Source organism: Roseobacter litoralis Och 149, assembly GCF_000154785.2.
In the GTDB taxonomy this organism is placed as follows: Bacteria; Pseudomonadota; Alphaproteobacteria; order Rhodobacterales; family Rhodobacteraceae; genus Roseobacter; species Roseobacter litoralis.
Genome location: NC_015730.1, coordinates 1,556,449 through 1,575,439, shown reverse-complemented (window position 1 = coordinate 1,575,439; position 18,991 = coordinate 1,556,449). Strand labels below are relative to the sequence as shown.

The window sequence follows — 18,991 nt, the reverse complement described above, 5'->3', positions numbered from 1 at the left end:
AGCGCGCGTCCAAAACAGCAATAATCAGCGCCCTGCGGAGGAAGACATGACCAAAACGCTTGTCGTATGCGACTGCCTTGGCAGCCAGTCTATTGATGTCACGGCTCTCGAAGCAGGGACCGGTTTTTCCTGCTCCAGAGTTTTTTCCGACGCATGCGGCAGCCAGATTGAACAGACCGCAAAGCTGATCACGTCCGGGGATGCTGTCATAGCGTGCCAGCAGCAGGCGCGGCTTTTTACGGAACTGGCCGAAGAATTGGAGGCAGAGACGCCGGGTTTTGTCGACATTCGCGATCGCGCGGGCTGGACCGCACCGGGTGAGAACCCTACCCCAAAGATGGCCGCTCTCGTAGCAGAGGCCCTCGTGCCGGTGCCGTCAGAAAAAACATTGGATATCGTATCTCACGGCACCTGTCTGGTGATCGGGGACAGCGAGGCGGCCTGGAGCGCAGCGCGCGATCTGAGCGCAACACTGGCGGTCACCCTTCTGACACCAACGGCAGGCGACGCCGAGCATGCGTCCGTCTTTGAGATTGTATCAGGGCGATTGGCACGGGCGCAGGGCAGTCTGGGCCAGTTTGATCTGCGGATCGACAGCTTTCAACAGATGATCGCGGGAGGGCGCGGCAGCCCGACCTGGACAGACCCCAGGGACGCCGCACGATCATCCTGCGATGTCGTTCTGGATTTGTCTGGTGGCACATCCCTTTTCCCCGCCCCCGCGAAACGGGACGGATACCTGCGTGCAGACCCCGGCAGCGCACCCGCCGTCGCCAAGGCTGTTTTTGCCGCAGCGCAACTTGTCGGGACCTTTGAAAAACCGCTTTACGTTCGACTGGAAGAACCAATCTGCGCCCACTCCCGGGCCGGTCAGTCAGCTTGTACAAAATGCCTTGATGTTTGCCCAACCGGGGCAATCACATCTGCGGGTGATCATGTCGCGATCGACCCGTTGATCTGTGCGGGCTGCGGTGCTTGTTCAGCACTCTGCCCGTCGGGTGCGATCACGTATGACGCGCCGCCCGTCGGATCGGTCTTCAGCAGACTGCACACGCTTGCCACCACCTATCGAAATGCTGGCGGACATGCACCGCGCTTGCTGGTGCATGATGATGAGTTCGGAACTGAGATGATATCCCTCAGCGCGCGCCATGGACGCGGGCTCCCTGCGGATGTGATCCCGTTGAACGTCTCAGCACTGGCAGGTTTCGGACACGCGGAAATGCTCGCGGCCCTCGCCACCGGCTTTACATCGGTGAATGTGCTTGTGGCCCCCACAACCGAAGGCGACGTGATCACCAGCGAAGCGGCCCTCGCCAATGCGGTTTCGGGTCAAGACAGCGTCCGTGTCCTCGACCTGTCGGACCCCGACGCATTGTCAGACACATTATACGCCGCCGAAAACGGCGTTGCCGTTGCGGACCCGATTTTGCCACTGGGCAGCCGCCGCCAGGTCGCGCGGCTTGCCGCCAAGGCCCTCAGACCAGAGGCGGAGGTGTTGGAACTGCCGGACGCGGCCCCCTATGGCGCGATACTGGTCGATACCGACGCGTGCACGCTGTGTCTGTCCTGTGTTTCTTTGTGCCCCTCTGGTGCGTTGGGCGACAACCCTGACAATCCGCAGCTACGGTTTCAGGAAGATGCCTGCCTGCAGTGCGGTCTATGCAGCAACATCTGCCCCGAACAGGCGATCACCCTCAAGCCGCAGTTTGACCTGACGGACGCTGCCTTCACCCAAAAGGTGGTGCACGAGGAAGAACCCTTTGCCTGTGTCGATTGCGGCAGCCTCTTCGGTGTGAAATCCACGGTTGAGCGGATCACGGAGAAACTGGCAGGCAATCACGCGATGTTTTCCAGCCCCGAGACGATCCGGATGATCCAGATGTGCGACAACTGCCGTATTCAGGCACAGTTTCACGCAACGGATAATCCCTTCGCAGGCAAAGAGCGCCCGCGCGTGCGCACCTCAGAAGACTATCTGAGCAAGCGCAAGGATCACTGATGCTTCAGAGGGGCCCCAAGATCAGCCGGCGCAATGCCGGACACATAGGCGAGGATTGCGTCCAGCTCCTCCGTTGTCATCGACATCGGCACCATGGGCGACGGGCGGCTTTCGTCAAAGGGCGCTGTGACGCCTTCGATCTGGGTAAAGCTGGGATGTGGCTTGAGCAGATGGAATGTCGCGAAACGGGTGTGCCAGTCTGTGAACGACCGCATCAGCGCAAAGGACGGGGTCGAACCCATACCCTTCATCCGGTTCGTTTCATTGACCACATGGCACCGACCACAAAGCGACAACGACAGTGCTTCACCAGCCAATACATCCCCGTCGAGAACAACCGCCTCAACCACTGCCACCTCTTCTTTGGGCACGGTGAACCCATCGCCCTGCGGGCTGGCGTAGCTTTCGATCGTGCGGATACCCACATCCGACTGAAGCCATGCAAGAAACCTTTCGGCCCGCCCGTCGCCTGCATGCGACAGATGCCACGTCTGGCCAAGCCCCTCAAAGACCGCAGTGCCTTGCGTCCCGAACTGCATGTCCGCATCATCCACAGCGGCATCGCGATCAATCCGAACGCCTGTCTTGAGCGAAAACCGCGGCAGCAGAAACTGCATGAAACCAGAGGCTTCCAGCACTTCTGGCACAGCCAGTCGCAGGTTGCTTTCCTGTGCAACCGCACCGAAGGCCAACATCATACTGACACAAAACGACCCAAGAATGGCTTTCAAATGGCTGTTCCTTTGGCTTTCCCTCTGGGTTCCATCTAAAAGCCCCCTTACACAACCGTCAAGCATTCCAGCCCGACCAAGGAGAGATAGAATGAACGAAGATTTCAACATGTCCATGCGCAAATTCCTCAAACAAGTTGGCGTGACCTCGCAGCAGGCCATTGAAGAAGCCATGCGAAATGCGGGCGAAACTGCCGGAAAAACCTATGAAGCCAAAGTTGTGCTGACGGTTGATGGTCTGGACATTGAGCATGTGGTGAGCGGTCAGATCACGGGCGCTTCAGACTGATGAGCCTGACACGTGATGCGGTGCTGGCCGCTTTGAAAACAGTGTCGGACCCCATATCCGACAGCGATATCGTGGCCGCAGGTCTGGTCAAGGCGCTCACCGTTGATGACAAGGGGGCAGTACGCTTTGTGATGGAGGTCTCCCCCTCACAGGTAAAGACTTACGAAGCGGTAAAGGATGCGGCCGAGAAAGCCGTGCAGGACCTCGGTGCATCCGCTGTTCAGGTCTTGATGACCGCACATAGCACGCCCGCAGCCCCGCCCGACCTCAAACCGCAACGGTCTTCTGAACCGTCCGGGCCACAGAAGATTCCGGGTATCGACCGCATTCTTGCCATCGCGTCGGGCAAGGGCGGCGTTGGTAAATCCACGCTGTCGGCGAATATCGCCTGCGCGCTGGCGGCAGAGGGTCGCCGCGTGGGCTTGCTGGACGCCGATGTCTATGGGCCATCCCAGCCGCGCATGCTGGGTGTGTCGGGCAGACCCGCCTCACCCGATGGCAAAATTATCCTGCCCATGCGCAACTATGGCGTCACGATGATGTCCATTGGCCTGATGCAGAACGAAGACCAAGCGGTCGTCTGGCGCGGGCCGATGCTGATGGGCGCGTTGCAGCAGATGATGAATCAGGTGCAATGGGGTGCGCTTGACGTGCTGATCGTGGACCTGCCGCCGGGCACCGGTGATGTGCAGATGACGCTGACGCAAAAGTTTCAGGTGGATGGCGCAATCGTCGTCTCAACCCCGCAGGACGTGGCTTTGCTGGATGCGCGCAAGGGCATTGACATGTTCAACCAGTTGGGCACGCCGATACTGGGCATGATCGAAAACATGTCGACACATATCTGCTCGAACTGCGGTCACGAAGAACATGTGTTCGGGCATGGCGGTGTCGCCAGAGAAGCCGAAAAAATTGGCGTGCCGCTCTTGGCTGAGATACCGCTGCACCTTGATATCAGACTGGCGGCAGATGGCGGCGCGCCCATCGTCGTCTCGAAACCCGACAGCCCGCAGGCCACTGCCTTTCGCGACGTTGCCAAGCGGCTTATTGCTGACGGAAAAGCATGACACCTCTTTCATTTCCACCCCTGTTTACCGGCGAGGACACCCGGGGCGAAGATCCGCTGCACTTTGCCTGCGCCCGCGCACAGGCCGGGTGCGACGCCGGGTTGGTCGCTTATGATTTGCGCGCCGATGTCCTGCACGCAGCGCTTGTGTTTGCCCCTGAGGTCCCCCTGCGAAAGGCTGCGATCATGCTGCCGATTTGCGGTATCGGGTTTCAGAATGCACTCGGCGCGCTGGCCCCCCCGGAGATCGCTGTGCATCTGGACTGGACCGGCGGCATAAGGATCAACGGTGGCACGGCGGGACTGCTCAAGATGGTTGCCTCGCCCGCCAGTCCTGATCAGGTGCCGGACTGGATGGTGGTTGGCCTTGATCTGGCCATCTGGCCCGCCAGCGCCGAAACCGGCAATACGCCCGACGTGACGGCGCTCATTTCCGAAGGGTGCGGCGATGTGGAGGCCCCTGCCCTGCTCGAAGCATGGGTGCGCCACACATTGGTCTGGATCAACCGCTGGAGCGAGGATGGCCCGCGCGCTATCCACAGCGAATGGTCCGGACTTGTTCACGGTCTGGAAAAAGAAGCACAAGTGCGTGACATCGCGGGTGTTTTCAAAGGCGTTGACGAAGACTTCGGGATGATCTTGCACAATGACGACGGCAATCAGATCATTGCGATCACTGATATTCTGACGGAGGTTCCATGAAACTCGCACGCGCCATCCATTTTGACGAAAGCGATACCCGCGTCTTTCACAGCCCGGCCCGAACCGGCGAGTGGTGCCTGTCCGGCGGCTTTGAATTCTCCAACTGGTCGGATGGGGATATGGTGGGCAAGGCCCGCCAAGCCTTTACCAATGGCTGGATGGGGCTTGAGACCTTCGGGCGCACGACCTTTGTGGCCGTCGCACCGCTCGAGCCTTTTGAACGCGACGCGCTGGCCAAATCGCTGGCACAGCACTTTGTCAGTATTTACGGCGCGCCCTCAGTCGAGGCCGCGATGGGCACAGCCTTTGATGAAATCGATCAGATGATCGAGCTTTGCGAAGATCAACCGCCCAACACGTTGCTCACCATCACGCGCGAACTGACCCCCGCAGGGGTCAAGGAAAGCTATGGGATGATCGAGCCGCAAGATGCCGGCATAGACCAGTTTGCCGTGCACGGCTCCCTCGATGAAGAGCCGCACCAGCACTAAAGCCTATTTCGCTCGCGCGTTGAATGTGAACAGCGTTTCACCGTTGATCATATAGCCGTTGATCAGGTCCGCTGCGCGCGGGCTGGTCAGCCAGCCCTCAAGCGCCATAGCAAGATCGTTGCGTATGTGGGCGTGTTTCTCAGGGTTCACAGGCAGATAGGCATATTGGTTGAACAACACCGGATCGCCTGCATAAAGCAATGCCAGATCCGCCTTGTTGCCAAAGTTCAGCCAACTGGCGCGATCCGCAAGAATATACGCCCCGAGACCGGCAGAAGTGTTCAGGCTCGCGCCCATACCGGCACCCACTTCGCGGTACCAATCACCGAAGGTTTCAGCGTCAAACCCGGCATCACGCCACAGGGCGAGTTCCTTTTTATGCGTCCCGCTGTCATCGCCCCGGCTGACGAAGGCAGGTTCGGTGGTGGCGATGTTCTGCAGCGCCTCAACGGCCGAAGCCGCATTGCTGATCGCCGCCGGATCGTCAGAGGGGCCGATCATCACAAAATCATTATACATGATTTCCCGGCGATGCGTGCCATAGCCATCCGCGACAAAAACCTCTTCGGCAGAGCGAGAATGCACCAGTATCGCATCCACATCCCCGGCCTCTCCCAGCCGCAATGCCTGCCCGGTGCCAACCACCAGCAATTGCACGTCCAGATCAAGATCTTCCTTGATCGCGGGCAACAAAACATCCGACAATCCTGAATTTTCAAAGGAGGTCGTGACGGCCAGTTTCATCTCTTCTGCCATGCTGGTGCTGGCCATCATCACGACGCTTATTGCACATAAGACCCGATGTATCATCCGATGATATCCCCTCTGAAAAATGCTTGTAATTCAGGCGTCTGCGGCGTTTCGAAAAATGCCTGCGCCTTCCCGGATTCTCTTACGGTGCCATTCAGCATAAAAATCGCATCACTCGCAAGCCTCTTTGCCTGACCAAAGTTATGCGTCGTCATGATGACCCGCGTGCCCGCCTCCTGCGCCTCCAGCAACAGGGTTTCGATGTCGCGGGTGGAAGGGCCATCAAGGTTGGCACAAGGCTCATCCAGAAACAGAACTTCGGGGCGGCGGATCAGGGCCCGACCCAAGGCGAGCCTTTGCTTTTCACCACCAGAAAGCCGCGTCGCGGGAAGCGTCAGCCGATCCTCCAGCCCGGTCCTGCGCGCCCAGTCGCTGACCTGTTCTTCGATCACGGCGCGTGGGGTTTTGCGCAATTGCAACGGATAGCGCAGATTGTCCCCCACGGAGCGACGCAGCATGATGGGTGTCTGAAACACATAGCCCTGATGGTGCTGCGCTTCGCGGTCCGGCACCGCCCATGCGACCGCGCCGCTGCTGATGCGTTCCACGCCGTGCATGACTTTCAACAGGGTGGTTTTGCCACTTCCATTGGGACCCAGAATGATCGTGCAACCCCCCGGTGCAAGCGACAGACTAACTGGCCCAAGCAGCCGCTTTCCACGGCGCCGCACGCAGACCTCTTTGAGCACAAGTGGCAGGATCGTATTTACCATTGGCCCTCACGCTCCGTCCGGGACAGCCAGTGAATGCTGATGTTGATGCCAATCGCCAGCGCAATCAGCACGAACCCAAGCGCCAGCGCGAGGGCAAAATCACCCTTGCCCGTCTCAAGTGCGATAGCCGTGGTCAGCACCCGCGTGGCATGATCGATGTTGCCCCCAACGATCATGATCGCACCCACCTCTCCGATCCCGCGCCCGAAACCTGCAAGGGACGCCGTCAACAGATTGCGTCGACCATCCCAGATCAGCGTCTTGATACGTTGCCATTGCGACGTATCGAGCGAAATCAGCAGATCGTGGTACTGCGCCCATAACTCGCGCATCGCCTGATGGGTGATCGAGGCGATCAGGGGCGTGATGATGATCACCTGAGCAATCACCATCGCCGTGGGTGTGAACAACAAGCCCAAAACGCCAAACGGACCGGAACGCGACAACAGAATATACACGATCAACCCGACCACGACCGGCGGCAAGCCCATCAGCGCATTCAACACCGAAATCACCAGACGCCGATACCGAAACCGGCGGATCGCCAGAAATGTCCCCAGCGGCAACGCAATGACAGAGCCGATCACCAGAGCGGTCAACGTCACTTCCAAAGAGCGCAAACTGATTTCAATGAGATCCGGGTCAAGCGTCACAACAAGCCAGAAAGCGGCGGACAAGCCCTCGAAAATATCGTTCATCTTACGCGTAATGCCCATGCTCGCTTCGGTTTGCCGAGACTATGGTATGCGCCGCGCGACTGCAATCATTCGCCCCTGCACTGCCGCCAGTTTTTACAAATGCGCTTTCGCTGACTCCACAGTTCTGCCAAGGAGACTGAGCCCTACACCAAGTTTGGAAACCCATTGAACCCTGCATCGCCCTATGTGTCTGCGCGCCCGCCCGCGACCCATATCCGCAGTATGAAAACGCACCCCGATGATGCGTCCGCGCTTTTGAGTCATGCCGGGGCGATAAAACACCATGACAGGTGAACAGGTCTTTTACATCGTTCTTGGGGCTGCTGCGGGCGGCTTTATCAATGGGCTTGCCGCTTTTGGTACGGCCCTGTTTGCCCTTGGCTTCTTCCTGACGGTGATGACACCTGTTCAGGCTGTGACCGTCACCGTAACGCTCACTATTTTCAGCGGGTTGCAAGGTGCCTGGGTCGTGCGCCATGCAATGCTGGAAAACACCGCCCGTCTGGCGCGTTTCATTGTACCGGGATGTTTCGGCGTACCGTTGGGTGTTTGGTCCCTGCACCTGATCGACGTGAGCGTGCTCAAACTGGTCATTGCCTTCTTCTTGATCCTCTATGGGGGATACTTCACATGGCGCAGTAACCTGCCAAAAATTCGCGAAAAAACACCAATCATTGATGCGACGGTGGGGTTTTGTGGCGGTGTTCTGGGCGGCGCGGCGTCGCTTTCAGGTGCATTGCCGACGATGTGGTGTTCGGTCCGGGGTTGGCCAAAAATGGAAACGCGCGCGGTGCTGCAACCCTTTAATCTGGTCATCCTTGCAGGCACTGCGGTCATGCTTGGCCTGCGCGGGGCCTTCACTGCGCAAACGCTTGCGTTCCTGCTATTGGCAATTCCTGTTTCAGTAATCGCAGCACAGATCGGTATTCAGGTTTTCCGCCGCATAAGCGATGTTTTTTTCCGACAACTGCTGATCAGCCTCACACTCGTATCCGGATGTGTCCTGCTGATCCGCGAAATCCTGTAGATCACGGCACAACGCACCGAAGCCTCTTGCACCTCGCACCCTGCTGCGGGAAGACTGGCACATGTCTGACATTTTGCGGCGCATCTCTTTGGTATTGGTGACCTTACTGTGGTCTGCAGCGAGCCTGCCTGCCGCCGCAGAGCAAATCACGGTTTTTGCGGCCGCGAGCCTGAAGGAAGCGATTGACGAGATTTCATCCGACTTCACACGCGCCACAGGTATCGATGTGGCGGCGTCCTATGCCGGGTCTTCCGCGCTGGCGCGGCAGATCGGGTTTGGTGCCCCGGCTGATGTTTTTATATCCGCCAGCACCGACTGGATGAACCATCTTGAGGAAAATAACTGGATACAACCGGCCACACGCTTTGATCTTGTGGGTAACCGGCTGGTTTTGATTGGCCCGTCGTCAGATGCAGCAGCCTTTGACATCGCCGCCGATACCGATCTGATCGCAATGCTGGCAGGTGGCAGACTGGCGATGGCGCTGACCGATGCGGTCCCGGCGGGGATATACGGAAAGGCTGCGTTACAAGCGCTGGACCTGTGGGACGACGTCGCCCCCATGGTCGCGCAAACCGACAACGTGCGCGCTGCCTTGTCGTTGGTGTCGCTTGGCGCAGCTCCGCTGGGCATTGTCTATGCCACGGATGCGCTGGCCGATGACAAAGTGAGCGTGCGCGCCATTTTCCCGTCCCACGCGCATCCACCGATCATCTACCCTGTTGCGCTCACAAAAAGGGCGACATCCCCGCAGGCCGAGGCTTTTCTTGACTATCTCAACGGTGACGCGGCAGATAAGGTATTCAGGGAATTGGGTTTTCTATTGGAGGCAGACTAGAGCGTGCAATGGACTGGTTAAGCCCGCAGGAATGGAGCGCCGTGGCACTGTCGCTGCGTGTCGCTTTCTGGGCCACGCTGTGCAGCCTGCCCTTTGCCCTGCTCACGGCCCATCTGCTGGCGCGCGGCAGTTTTCCCGGCAAACAGCTCTTTAATGGCATCGTACATCTGCCCTTGATCCTGCCACCCGTCGTGACAGGATATCTTTTACTGCTCACATTCAGCATTCAGGCCCCTGTCGGCCATGCGCTGTCCCAGATCGGAATCGTCTTTGCGTTTCGCTGGACGGGTGCGGCGCTCGCGGCGGCAATCATGGCGTTTCCGCTGATGGTGCGCGCCATCCGCCTGTCCATCGAGGCCGTGGACCCCAAGCTCGAAGAAGCCGCAGCAACCCTTGGGGCCTCGCGGATGTGGGTCTATCTGACCGTCACATTGCCCCTGATCCTGCCCGGTGTTCTGGCGGGTAGCATTCTCGCCTTTGCCAAGGCCATAGGAGAGTTCGGCGCTACGATTACTTTCGTGTCCAACATTCCCGGCCAGACACAAACCCTGCCCTCAGCCGTCTATGCCTTCTTGCAGGTTCCGGGGGCTGAAGGATCAGCGTTTCGGCTGGTCGTGATTTCGATCGTCATCGCAATGGGCGCTCTTTTGCTGTCGGAAATCCTGTCACGCAGGGTCGCCGCCCGGATCGGCGCATCATGAGCTTGGCTGTCTCGCTCAAGCATGCCTTTGCGGGGTTTACCCTTGATGCATCCTTCGAGGCACCCAACGGAATCACCGTGTTGTACGGGCGATCAGGATCAGGAAAAACGACCATTGTCAACGCATTGGCAGGCCTTCTTCATCCAAATCAAGGCCATATTTCCATCGGGGCGCAAACCCTGTTTGACAGCCAGACCGGGCAGCATTTGCCCGCCAGCAAGCGGCGCATCGGCTATATCTTTCAGGAGGGACGGTTGTTTCCGCATCTCTCCGTGAGGCAAAACCTGAAATACGGCCAGTGGTTTGCGCCGAAATCAGCCCCAAAAAGCGATTTTGATCAGATTGTCGAAATGCTGGGGATCGCCGCTCTTCTCGACCGGCGCCCAGTCCGGCTCTCCGGCGGTGAAAAACAACGCGTTGCCATTGGCCGCGCCCTGCTGTCCAGCCCGCAGATGATCCTCGCGGATGAGCCTTTGGCGGCGCTGGATGACGCCAGAAAAGAAGAAATCATGCCCTATTTCGAGCGTCTGCGCGACGCGTTGGGCATCCCGATCCTATACGTCAGCCATGCAGGCACCGAAGTTGCCCGGCTCGCCACCACAATCGTGGTGCTGCAAGACGGGCGTGTCGTGCGGCAAGGGCCCGCCGGCGAGGTTCTCAGCGATCCCGACGTCACTCCTTTGGGGGCAACAGCGGCGGGGGTCATGGTGCAGGCGCGTGTGACGGCCCAGCACAGTGACGGGCTGACGGAGGTGTTAACCGGTGGCCTGCCCTTGCTGGTGCCTGCCGCCGCCTATCCTGTCGGCAGCACCTTGCGCCTCAGGATCGAAGCGCAGGACGTGATGCTGGCCACGGAAAAGCCCAATGCCATATCCGCCCTCAACATTCTGCCCGCCACGGTTGCCACGCTGCGTCTTGGCGATGGTCCCGGCGCGCTTGTGCAGATCAAGGCGGGCGAAAACCTGCTTTTGGCGCGGATTACGCGCAGGTCCGTCGAGGCGCTGAACCTAAAAGTGGGCACGCCCGTCTATGCAGTTCTGAAGGCGGTCTCTATTCCGCGCGGCGCGATCGGCGATCAACATCCGACCCTATAGGAACGCCCCCTACAGGTAATCTGAAACCAGCAGGTGCAACGGTTCTTCGTCCTCCTCCACGTTGGAAAACCGACCAATTGGCATCTCAAACACATTGTCTGTGCGGTCATCATTCACAGTTGAGACCTCACCGATGAGACAATCGCCTTTCTCCGCCCAGAATGCGTGCCAGATGCCAGGCATCAGCGTCACGCTCTCTCCCGGTTTGAGGCGCAAATGCGCGCCCGGTAAAAAGCTGCGCGATATGCCATCGCAGGGCACGGTGAAGGGGCTATCGCGGTCAATGCCGCCCTCTGGGTCAGACTGGAAAAGCTCGATCACCAGATCACCCCCGCCGCGGTTGATGATATCTTCGGCCTTGATGTTATGGCGATGCATCGGCGACAGCTGCCTGTCGCGCGAAATCATGATCTTTTCGGCGTATAGCATGCCGCTGCCCTGCGCCAAATCCGCTGCCGTACCGTTCCGGGTGGTAAACAGAAACAACCCCAGTTCGTCAAAACGGCCCTGACCGTAATCGGTGATGTCCCACCCGAGCCCCCGCGCGCGCAGGATTTGTGCCGCGTCACTGCGCATCTGCTCCGGCGTCCAATAGGCAAAGGGTGGCAGGGTATAGCCAAAACTGCGGATGAAGGCATCACTGTATTTCACGATTTCATTGACATCAGAGCGTTTCATCACCGGGGTCTCCGTTCAGGGCGTAAACATGCAAAAGCTGCAGGCGCGTCATACACCCTGCATAAACCCGGTTTCCAGCAAAAGCTGCGCTTAGGGGGTATCAATCAGTTCAAGCAGCTTGCGGCGCTGAATTTTCCCGGACGGGCCTTTGGGCAAATCATCCAGAAAATGCACATGATCCGGTGATTTGAACGGTCCAAGACGCGCTTGGCACAACTGTATCAGATCCTCAGACGACAGCTGCGATCCTGCACGCACTTTGACCGCAGCCTCCACCGTTTCACCATAGCTTTGACACGGACGGCCAAACGCCGCTGCCTCAATAACATCGCCATGCGCGTAAAGCGCTTCATCTATTTCGCGCGGCGCAATGTTTTCCCCGCCCTTGATGATCAATTCCTTGAGGCGACCCGTCACGAAAAAATACCCATCCGCGTCCATGCGGCCCAAATCACCAGTGCGCAGCCAATCGCCCGCAAAGGTTTCCTGTGTTGCCTGCGGGTTCTTCAGGTATTCCAGCATGACATTTGGGCCTCGCACCGCGATCTCACCTTCGACACCGGGGGCGCAGGGTTTGTGCGCAGAATCCAGAACAGCAACCTGATTTCCATAAGCGCACCCCGGTGAGCCGATTTTGCGCACCCCCGGCGGCAAGGGGTTCGACAGAATTTGCGCCGCCGTTTCGGTGAGCCCCATCGTCTCGATGATCGGCACCTCAAAGCGCTGTTCAAAAGCCGTCTGCACTTCCGGCGCCAGCGCTGAGGAGGCGGAGCGTCCGAACCTCAGGCGCGTTTTGGTATCCGCATCCGGTTCGGCCGGGCTGTGCAGCAAATGGCTTATGATGGTCGGCACCACGGAAAACCATGTCGCCTCGGCGCGCGCGGCGTCCTCCCAGAAACTGCGCGCCGAGAAACGGGGGCACACCGCCAGTGACCCGCCAGATACCAACGCACCCATCACGCTGACGCACAGACCATTGATATGATAAATCGGCAAAACACAAAGGCCCCGGTCATGCGGGCTGAGGTCATGGGCCACGGTGGCCGTCCAGCCCCCGGCCAAAAGGCTTGCATGGGTGTGCACAACCCCCTTGGGCTGGCCCGTCGTCCCGGAGGTGTACATCAAAAGCGCATGATCGCTCGCGCAGATGCTGTGAAGCTGTGTACCAGGCGGATCCGCGTTCAAATCAACCTGTTCAATCCCGTCAGGGCGGGCGAGGTCAAACAGCGCTTGTGCCTCCTCGTGAACCAAGGCGAAACGCGCTTCAGAATGCTCAAGCGCATAGGAGATGGCATCGCGGCCAGCCACAAGATTGACCATGGTCGCGCGAAACCCGCCATATAAAGCGCCATAAAGAGCGATCAGCCCCGTGCGCCCGTTCGGATGCAGGATCGCGATGCTTTCCCCTTTGCGCGCCCCTTTGCGCGTCAAAACCCATGCCACCCGCAAGGCTTCTGCCCGCAACGCGCGCCACGACAGAACCGTTTCATCCTGTGAAAACACCAAGGCAGTGCCTGCCTGCGTCGCGCGATGATCAAGCCAGTTGCGCACCGTCCCGGCAGGCGGCGCTTCGAGGTCCGTTTTCATGCGCCAGCGGCTTTCCAATACTCGCCAAAAATTTCCGCCACGCTGGGTTCCCGCGCGGGGATTTCGCGGATGACTTTTGCCGTCTGCATGAAGTGCTTCCAGTGCAGATTGTCGTCAATGGAATTGCCGCCCCAAGACCCGCATCCCATCGAGAGGGAAAAAGGCATGCCGTTGTTAAAAGCGCCCCCGGTTGCAAAGCAATGCGCCTGATTGACGATCACCCGACAGGTCGGCAAGGTTGTTGCCAATTCAATCGCGCGGGCATCCTGCGCCGAATGCAACCCAACCGAATGCCCTGCCCCCTGATGCGCCAGAATTTGTGCCGTTATTTCGCAAGCCGACGCAAAGTCGTCAGCCCGATAAAGCGCCGCGACGCGTGACAGCTTTTCCCCGGACAACGGGTGCTCAGGGCCAATGCCAGTGGTTTCGACCAGAATGAACTGCGTGTCTGCTGGCACATCTCCCTCAAGACCCAAAGCGGCGATTGTTTGTGCCGCATCCTGCGCAATCACCGCGCGGTTGAGATGACCGTCGGGCCAGAGCTTTTGCACAATGCGGTCTTCGTCACGGATCAGCGCGCCGCCAACTTTTGCAAGTTCGATCATGAAGGCGTCATAGATGGCATCGACCACCACAAGCGCATTTTCAGAGCTGCAGGAGGTGGCATTGTCAAAGGTCTTTGAGCCCGCGATTTTTCGCGCTGCCGCCGTTAAATCTGCGGTTTCATCGACAATGACCGGAACGTTGCCCGCACCAACGGCCAATGCAGGCGTGCCGCTGGTATAGGCGCGCCTGACGTTGTTTTGCGATCCCGTCACCACGATCAGATCGCTGATCTCCAGCAGCCGTTGGGTTTTTTCCTTGGATCCCGGTGCTGAGACCATCTGCACCAAATCCGAATTTTCACCGATCTTTGCGAATTCTGCATGGACGTATTCAAGCAGCGTTTCACAGGCGGGCACCCCTTTGGGCGACGGCGACAACACAATCGCGTTTCCGCATTTCAGCGCATTGATGATGTTGTTTGCAGGCGTTGCAGCAGGGTTCGTCGACGGCACCACCGCCCCCACCACTCCAATTGCGCGGGCGATCTCAGTGATCCCCGTTTCCGGACTGTGTGTAACCGCGCCAAACGTCTTTACACCCGCAATGTCCCGCATCAAACCCAACGTTTTGCGATGGTTCTTGGTGATCTTGTCGGCGACATTCCCAAGGCCCGTGGTTTTCACAGAGAGTTCAGCGAGGTGGCGGTTGCGCGCAGGCTCCATAATGGCCCAGGCGGCGGCTTGGGCTGCCAGGTCATAGCGCGCTTGCGAGCCCTTCGCCTCATACTCCTGCTGGGCGGCACGCGCGCGCGCCACCGTTCTTTCGACTTCTCCAATGTCTTCATGGGCATTCATCTTGGACGTCCTGCTGGTGTATAAGATCCGCGCCTCAGACAAGAGGCGCGGACAGTCGTTTTCAAAGTCCGGCGAGCAATTCTGCCAGCGTCTCCTGACGCTGCGCCCACATCTCGAGCACCTCGTCACGGGTCATGACATTCATGGGCGAGCCGCCAGCCTGCATCTTACCCTGCACACGGCTGTTTTCGAACATGGCGGGGACTGTTGCCGCCAGCTTGTCGATGATCGGCTGCGGTGTACCCTTTGGGACCATCACGCCCCGAAAATTGACCGAAGCGTTATCCACATCAAGTCCTGCTTCCATCATCGTCGGCACATCGGGCAGAAACGCGTTGCGCTCCAGATCAGCGACCGCAAGGATCTTGACGTTGCCCGCTTCGCGCGCACGGAATGCGTCAGACAGGTTGTTGATGCCCGCCATCACTTCGCCTGCGATCACGGCTTTCATTGCCGCCGCGCCACCGCCTTTTGTTGGGATATAGGCCAGCTTCATGTCACCGGCTTTTTCCATTTGCAACGCGGCGATATGGTGGCCGACGAAGAGCCCGGCACCGGAGGTTGTCAGCTTGCCCGGATTGGCCGAGGCGAAATCAAAAACGTCCTGCAACGTGTTGAATTCACTGTCTGCACCGACCACCAGCACCGCCGGGTCCGCCCCCCAGTTTGCAATCGGTTCAAAGCTGTCCACGCTGTAGGAGACACCGCCCTTGATAGACTGCGCGATAAAATGCGGCACGTTGTAAGCGCCCAATGTGTAGCCATCCGCATCCGCCTGCGTGGCCAGCCAGTTCCAGCCCACGCGCCCCCCGGCACCCGGCTTGTTCAGGATCGCAATCGGCATCCCGAGCGCGTCCTCGTTCCCCGACGTCATCGTCACGATACGCGCCTGAAAGTCCGTCGCTCCGCCTGCGCCGTAACTCACCATCATCATCACCGGACGGTCGGGGTAGTTTTCGTGCCCATCCGCAAGCGCGGCCCCCGTCATTCCCATCAGCGCGATTGCCGCACCTGCCAGTAGCTTCTTCATTCTTCAATCCTCCCTAAAGGTTATGTGATCCGCGTGTTTGTCGTTAGAAAAAGACCTCACGCGGTGTGTAGACTTTCAAAAGAACGGCAAAGAGGCCGTACATGACTGCAATGAAGCAGCCGGTGGCGAAAATGCGCTTGACCCATGACTTGACCTGCGAATGCGGCGCCGGGTCGTAAAGGGTGAACAGCAGGAAAAAGGCGATGGCCGTGGCCGTGTAGAACCCCAGCGTTTTCGCCGCCCAGAAGATATAGACAATCGCGACGATGAGGCCCGGCAGCATGCGGATAAAGGCATCCCCCGAGACACCCGCCCCGACCTTGGTCCACCCGAGGCAGGCCTTGACGAATGTCCAAATGGCCAGCACGGCAAAGACGGTTGAAATCAGCCGTGGAAACAGAAAGGCCTCAGCCGGTTGTTGTGTATAGCTCAGGAATGTGACCCACAGGCCCACCACCACGACGCAGCCAGATGCGACGATATGCTGGACACGCGGCAGATTGATGTCGCTCATACCATGATCTCCTCTTTCGAGACATATCGACGCTTGCGGACCTCCATCCATGCGGAATAAGCGATGGATGCAATCACGGCGGCGATCAGGAACAGGTTCAGCGGACCGCCCAGGAAATAAGGCCCCAGCCCATCGGTGGCATTGGCAATCATCGACCCTTGGATAAAGTTGGATTCAGCAATCGGACCAAGGATCAGACCCAGCACCAGAGGGGCCGCCGAAAAGCCGAACCGCTCAAGAAAATACATCATGATGCCCAACGCGGCCATGACATATACATCGCCCATGCTGGACTGCACCGAATAGCTGCCAAAGAGCGCAAGCCCCAGAACGACCGCCGCCATCAGCGACTGCGGCACCTGAGCGACACGCGCCGCAAGCCCCGCAACATAAAGGCCAAAGATGCACATCAGCACCTGCCCGATCAGCATCGAATTGATGAAGGTCCACGCGACATCGGGGTGATTGTCAAAAAGGTCCGATCCAGGGAAAATCCCATGGATCAGCAGACCGCCCAAAAGCACCGCAGCGGTGGGTGAGCCGGGAATAGACAAGGTCAACAGTGGCACGAGCGAGGGGCCGACCATTGCATTGTTGGCAGATTCAGCCGCAATCACGCCTTCGGGGTGGCCCTTGCCGAATTTCTCACGCTCCGGCGAAAACTTCTTGGCCTGATCATAGGCAACCAGCCCGGCGATCTGCCCGCCGACGCCGGGGATCAGGCCGATGATCGACCCCGTGGACATGCCGATGAACATCGCACGCGGGTATTTCAACAAGGCGCGCATGGCCTCTACTACGGAATGCTTTTGCACTTGCAGCACTTCGGTGCCGTCATCCCGCCGCCCCTTTGCAAACATGGTGATGACCTGCGGGATCGCGAAAAGCCCGATCAGCGCGGCGATAATGTTAATCCCGCCCCCAAGCGCATCATGAAAAATAAAGCGCTGCGCGCCCATGATATCGTCAAACCCGATGGTCGCCAGCCACAGGCCAATACAGCCCGACAACAGTCCTTTGACCACGGATTTACTGTCGAGCGTGCCGATGACAGTGACCCCCAGAATGGCCAGCCAGAACAGATGCGAAGGCCCGAACGCCAGGGCCCATTTGGCCAGAACGGGCGTGAGAAAGATCAACAGCAGGACCCCGAAAATGCCCCCCACTGCAGAAGACAGAAAACTAAGTTGCAGGGCTTTGGTCCCCTCACCATTCTGCGCCATCGTGTGGCCGTCCAGCGTGGTGGCAATATTGGCAGGTGCGCCGGGAATCTTGAGCAAGATCGCCGAAACTGCCCCGCCTGCAACGGTTGATGTATAGGCTGCGCCCAGCAAAATCAGACCCTGCGTCGCGTCCAGATGAAAGGTGAAGGGGATCAGCAAGGCAACGGCCATGGTCGGGGACAAACCCGGCGTGGCCCCAAGCACAAGCCCGCCAATCGTGCCCAAGAGTAACAACGCAAAGTTGACCGGCGTGAATACATCACCGAAATAATAGATAAACTCCATTCAGGCCCCCCTCCCGTCAGGACGTTCTTGACCTTTCAGGCTAAGGCATGAAAATAGTTTTGCAAATGTTTTCATAAAATGCATGAATTAGGCACTGTATATGGCTGATAAAAAACCAAAAAATGCTGACATTGTGGCGGTTGCAAATGCCGCGAAGGTCTCGATTTCCACTGTGTCGCGCAGCTTCAATCACCCCGGGTTAGTCAATCCTGCGACTCGTAAAAAGATCGACCGCGCCGTGCGCAAACTGGGCTATATCCGCAACCGCGCTGCGCAGACCATGCATGGCATTCGCAGTGGCACAATAGGGCTTGTACTGCCGACCATCGACAATACGATTTTCGCCGAAGTGATACAGGCTTTTTCCGAAAGCGTGGATGCGCATGGGTTCACGATCCTTGTCGCCTCCCATGGCTATGATCTCGAACGCGAATATGCGGTGCTACGCAAGTTTCTGGAACACCGCGTGGATGGCGTTGCCCTGATTGGGCTGGATCACAGCGACGAAACCTACCAATTGATCAACAGTCAGGCCATTCCGGCGATCACCATTTGGAACTATGATGCGGCCTCCCGGCTTTCCTGCGTTGGGGCGGACAATTGGCAGGCGGGCCGTTTGGCAGCACAGCACCTCATCGATCTGGGGCATCGCGAAATCGCCGTGGTTTTCCCCCCTGTTGCCGGTAATGACCGGGCGCGCGCCAGACATGACGGCGCGCTTTCGGTCCTGTCCCTGCACTGTTCCGACCTGCCCCCGTCCTGGACCCAACAGGCGCGTTATAGCATCGCCGATGGCAAGGACGCCGTGATCAATCTGCTGTCTGCCGACAGACGCCCCACGGCCATTTTATGTGGCAATGACGTCTTGGCCCTTGGGGCCATCCATGCGGCACGACGCCTGAACCTATGTGTTCCAGAGGATTTGTCGGTCATCGGAATAGGCGATTTCAAAGGGTCAAAAGAAATGGAACCGGCCTTGACCACCATCAGCCTGCCCGCGCGCACAATCGGGCAGATTGCAGGCGAACAACTGGCCCAATCCATCATCCAGTAAGACCGCCAGATCCGCCGCACGGATTGTGCTATTTCGCTGGCAAAGCGTGACACATGTC

Annotated in this window: 20 protein-coding genes; 10 read left to right on the top strand and 10 right to left on the bottom strand. The window is 58.7% G+C overall.

The features are described 5' to 3' along the window. Positions 1 to 46 precede the first annotated feature (46 nt). The gene (locus RLO149_RS07425) at positions 47 to 2,002 is read left to right on the top strand and encodes a 4Fe-4S binding protein (RefSeq protein WP_013961465.1); all 1,956 of its coding nucleotides are present in this window, start codon (positions 47 to 49) and stop codon (positions 2,000 to 2,002) included. Here RLO149_RS07425 and RLO149_RS07420 read toward each other — a convergent pair. Then, a complete protein-coding gene (locus RLO149_RS07420; RefSeq protein WP_013961464.1) occupies positions 1,996 to 2,733 on the bottom strand; it encodes a hypothetical protein in 738 nt (245 codons plus the stop codon). The two genes, RLO149_RS07425 and RLO149_RS07420, sit on opposite strands and share 7 nt — an antisense overlap. 91 nt (positions 2,734 to 2,824) lie before the next feature. Here RLO149_RS07420 and RLO149_RS07415 point away from each other — a divergent pair, with 91 nt between their 5' ends. The 4 genes from RLO149_RS07415 to RLO149_RS07400 are packed head-to-tail and all read left to right on the top strand — an operon-like array spanning position 2,825 to position 5,281. Then, on the top strand, positions 2,825 to 3,022 hold the full coding sequence (locus RLO149_RS07415; protein ID WP_013961463.1) for a DUF6494 family protein: 198 nt from the start codon (positions 2,825 to 2,827) through the stop codon (positions 3,020 to 3,022). Further along, positions 3,022 to 4,089: an Mrp/NBP35 family ATP-binding protein gene (locus RLO149_RS07410; protein ID WP_013961462.1), complete on the top strand. Its 1,068-nt coding sequence runs from the start codon at positions 3,022 to 3,024 to the stop codon at positions 4,087 to 4,089. The genes RLO149_RS07415 and RLO149_RS07410 overlap by 1 nt, the downstream gene beginning before the upstream one ends. Further along, positions 4,086 to 4,790 (top strand): biotin/lipoate--protein ligase family protein, encoded by a 705-nt coding sequence (locus RLO149_RS07405; protein WP_013961461.1) that lies wholly within the window; start codon positions 4,086 to 4,088, stop codon positions 4,788 to 4,790. The genes RLO149_RS07410 and RLO149_RS07405 overlap by 4 nt, the downstream gene beginning before the upstream one ends. Next, positions 4,787 to 5,281, top strand: coding sequence for a DUF6505 family protein (locus RLO149_RS07400; protein WP_013961460.1), 495 nt, complete (start codon positions 4,787 to 4,789; stop codon positions 5,279 to 5,281). The genes RLO149_RS07405 and RLO149_RS07400 overlap by 4 nt, the downstream gene beginning before the upstream one ends. A gap of 3 nt (positions 5,282 to 5,284) precedes the next feature. On the opposite strand, the gene RLO149_RS07395 is transcribed toward RLO149_RS07400, so the two are convergent. Genes RLO149_RS07395 through RLO149_RS07385 form a run of 3 tightly spaced genes read right to left on the bottom strand, consistent with a single transcriptional unit; the run spans position 5,285 to position 7,502 of the window. Next, a complete protein-coding gene (locus RLO149_RS07395; protein WP_013961459.1) occupies positions 5,285 to 6,091 on the bottom strand; it encodes an ABC transporter substrate-binding protein in 807 nt (268 codons plus the stop codon). Next, positions 6,088 to 6,804 carry an ABC transporter ATP-binding protein gene (locus tag RLO149_RS07390; protein WP_013961458.1) on the bottom strand — a complete coding sequence of 239 codons (717 nt, stop codon included), beginning with the start codon at positions 6,802 to 6,804 and terminating at the stop codon, positions 6,088 to 6,090. The genes RLO149_RS07395 and RLO149_RS07390 overlap by 4 nt, the downstream gene beginning before the upstream one ends. Continuing rightward, positions 6,798 to 7,502: an ABC transporter permease gene (locus RLO149_RS07385; protein ID WP_044025571.1), complete on the bottom strand. Its 705-nt coding sequence runs from the start codon at positions 7,500 to 7,502 to the stop codon at positions 6,798 to 6,800. Before RLO149_RS07385 ends, RLO149_RS07390 begins: the two co-directional genes overlap by 7 nt. 283 nt (positions 7,503 to 7,785) lie before the next feature. Here RLO149_RS07385 and RLO149_RS07380 point away from each other — a divergent pair, with 283 nt between their 5' ends. The 4 genes from RLO149_RS07380 to modC all read left to right on the top strand — a co-directional run bounded on the left by RLO149_RS07380 (position 7,786) and on the right by modC (position 11,162). Next, a complete protein-coding gene (locus RLO149_RS07380; RefSeq protein ID WP_013961456.1) occupies positions 7,786 to 8,529 on the top strand; it encodes a sulfite exporter TauE/SafE family protein in 744 nt (247 codons plus the stop codon). 61 nt (positions 8,530 to 8,590) lie between these two features. After that, positions 8,591 to 9,367 carry a molybdate ABC transporter substrate-binding protein gene (gene modA, locus RLO149_RS07375; RefSeq protein WP_013961455.1) on the top strand — a complete coding sequence of 259 codons (777 nt, stop codon included), beginning with the start codon at positions 8,591 to 8,593 and terminating at the stop codon, positions 9,365 to 9,367. Between the two features lie 8 nt (positions 9,368 to 9,375). Further along, a complete protein-coding gene (gene modB, locus RLO149_RS07370; protein WP_013961454.1) occupies positions 9,376 to 10,068 on the top strand; it encodes a molybdate ABC transporter permease subunit in 693 nt (230 codons plus the stop codon). Next, positions 10,065 to 11,162: a molybdenum ABC transporter ATP-binding protein gene (modC, locus tag RLO149_RS07365; RefSeq protein WP_013961453.1), complete on the top strand. Its 1,098-nt coding sequence runs from the start codon at positions 10,065 to 10,067 to the stop codon at positions 11,160 to 11,162. Before modB ends, modC begins: the two co-directional genes overlap by 4 nt. A 9-nt stretch (positions 11,163 to 11,171) precedes the next feature. Here modC and RLO149_RS07360 read toward each other — a convergent pair whose 3' ends face one another. The 6 genes from RLO149_RS07360 to RLO149_RS07335 form a co-directional block, all read right to left on the bottom strand. Then, positions 11,172 to 11,840, bottom strand: coding sequence for a D-lyxose/D-mannose family sugar isomerase (locus tag RLO149_RS07360; protein ID WP_013961452.1), 669 nt, complete (start codon positions 11,838 to 11,840; stop codon positions 11,172 to 11,174). A gap of 90 nt (positions 11,841 to 11,930) precedes the next feature. Continuing rightward, positions 11,931 to 13,427 carry an AMP-binding protein gene (locus tag RLO149_RS07355; protein WP_013961451.1) on the bottom strand — a complete coding sequence of 499 codons (1,497 nt, stop codon included), beginning with the start codon at positions 13,425 to 13,427 and terminating at the stop codon, positions 11,931 to 11,933. Continuing rightward, positions 13,424 to 14,827, bottom strand: coding sequence for an acylating sulfoacetaldehyde dehydrogenase (sauS, locus tag RLO149_RS07350; protein ID WP_013961450.1), 1,404 nt, complete (start codon positions 14,825 to 14,827; stop codon positions 13,424 to 13,426). The genes RLO149_RS07355 and sauS overlap by 4 nt, the downstream gene beginning before the upstream one ends. Before the next feature lie 61 nt (positions 14,828 to 14,888). After that, the gene (locus RLO149_RS07345) at positions 14,889 to 15,857 is read right to left on the bottom strand and encodes a tripartite tricarboxylate transporter substrate binding protein (protein ID WP_013961449.1); all 969 of its coding nucleotides are present in this window, start codon (positions 15,855 to 15,857) and stop codon (positions 14,889 to 14,891) included. A gap of 43 nt (positions 15,858 to 15,900) precedes the next feature. Then, complete coding sequence (locus RLO149_RS07340) at positions 15,901 to 16,371, bottom strand: tripartite tricarboxylate transporter TctB family protein (protein WP_013961448.1); 471 nt, start codon at positions 16,369 to 16,371, stop codon at positions 15,901 to 15,903. Beyond that, the gene (locus RLO149_RS07335) at positions 16,368 to 17,879 is read right to left on the bottom strand and encodes a tripartite tricarboxylate transporter permease (RefSeq protein WP_013961447.1); all 1,512 of its coding nucleotides are present in this window, start codon (positions 17,877 to 17,879) and stop codon (positions 16,368 to 16,370) included. The genes RLO149_RS07340 and RLO149_RS07335 overlap by 4 nt, the downstream gene beginning before the upstream one ends. 100 nt (positions 17,880 to 17,979) lie before the next feature. Between RLO149_RS07335 and RLO149_RS07330 the strand changes: the two genes are divergently transcribed. Beyond that, positions 17,980 to 18,933 carry a LacI family DNA-binding transcriptional regulator gene (locus tag RLO149_RS07330; protein ID WP_013961446.1) on the top strand — a complete coding sequence of 318 codons (954 nt, stop codon included), beginning with the start codon at positions 17,980 to 17,982 and terminating at the stop codon, positions 18,931 to 18,933. Positions 18,934 to 18,991 lie beyond the last annotated feature (58 nt).

Bases quoted from the DNA above. Each gene is read 5' to 3' on its own strand.
- RLO149_RS07385 (WP_044025571.1), bottom strand. From the start codon at position 7,502: ATGAACGATATTTTCGAGGGCTTGTCCGCCGCTTTCTGGCTTGTTGTG.
- RLO149_RS07395 (WP_013961459.1), bottom strand. From the start codon at position 6,091: ATGATACATCGGGTCTTATGTGCAATAAGCGTCGTGATGATGGCCAGC.
- RLO149_RS07335 (WP_013961447.1), bottom strand. From the start codon at position 17,879: ATGGAGTTTATCTATTATTTCGGTGATGTATTCACGCCGGTCAACTTT.
- RLO149_RS07345 (WP_013961449.1), bottom strand. From the start codon at position 15,857: ATGAAGAAGCTACTGGCAGGTGCGGCAATCGCGCTGATGGGAATGACG.
- modB (WP_013961454.1), top strand. From the start codon at position 9,376: ATGGACTGGTTAAGCCCGCAGGAATGGAGCGCCGTGGCACTGTCGCTG.
- RLO149_RS07400 (WP_013961460.1), top strand. From the start codon at position 4,787: ATGAAACTCGCACGCGCCATCCATTTTGACGAAAGCGATACCCGCGTC.
- RLO149_RS07355 (WP_013961451.1), bottom strand. From the start codon at position 13,427: ATGAAAACGGACCTCGAAGCGCCGCCTGCCGGGACGGTGCGCAACTGG.
- RLO149_RS07360 (WP_013961452.1), bottom strand. From the start codon at position 11,840: ATGAAACGCTCTGATGTCAATGAAATCGTGAAATACAGTGATGCCTTC.
- RLO149_RS07380 (WP_013961456.1), top strand. From the start codon at position 7,786: ATGACAGGTGAACAGGTCTTTTACATCGTTCTTGGGGCTGCTGCGGGC.
- RLO149_RS07340 (WP_013961448.1), bottom strand. From the start codon at position 16,371: ATGAGCGACATCAATCTGCCGCGTGTCCAGCATATCGTCGCATCTGGC.
- RLO149_RS07410 (WP_013961462.1), top strand. From the start codon at position 3,022: ATGAGCCTGACACGTGATGCGGTGCTGGCCGCTTTGAAAACAGTGTCG.
- RLO149_RS07390 (WP_013961458.1), bottom strand. From the start codon at position 6,804: ATGGTAAATACGATCCTGCCACTTGTGCTCAAAGAGGTCTGCGTGCGG.
- RLO149_RS07415 (WP_013961463.1), top strand. From the start codon at position 2,825: ATGAACGAAGATTTCAACATGTCCATGCGCAAATTCCTCAAACAAGTT.
- sauS (WP_013961450.1), bottom strand. From the start codon at position 14,827: ATGAATGCCCATGAAGACATTGGAGAAGTCGAAAGAACGGTGGCGCGC.
- RLO149_RS07330 (WP_013961446.1), top strand. From the start codon at position 17,980: ATGGCTGATAAAAAACCAAAAAATGCTGACATTGTGGCGGTTGCAAAT.
- RLO149_RS07425 (WP_013961465.1), top strand. From the start codon at position 47: ATGACCAAAACGCTTGTCGTATGCGACTGCCTTGGCAGCCAGTCTATT.
- modC (WP_013961453.1), top strand. From the start codon at position 10,065: ATGAGCTTGGCTGTCTCGCTCAAGCATGCCTTTGCGGGGTTTACCCTT.
- modA (WP_013961455.1), top strand. From the start codon at position 8,591: ATGTCTGACATTTTGCGGCGCATCTCTTTGGTATTGGTGACCTTACTG.
- RLO149_RS07405 (WP_013961461.1), top strand. From the start codon at position 4,086: ATGACACCTCTTTCATTTCCACCCCTGTTTACCGGCGAGGACACCCGG.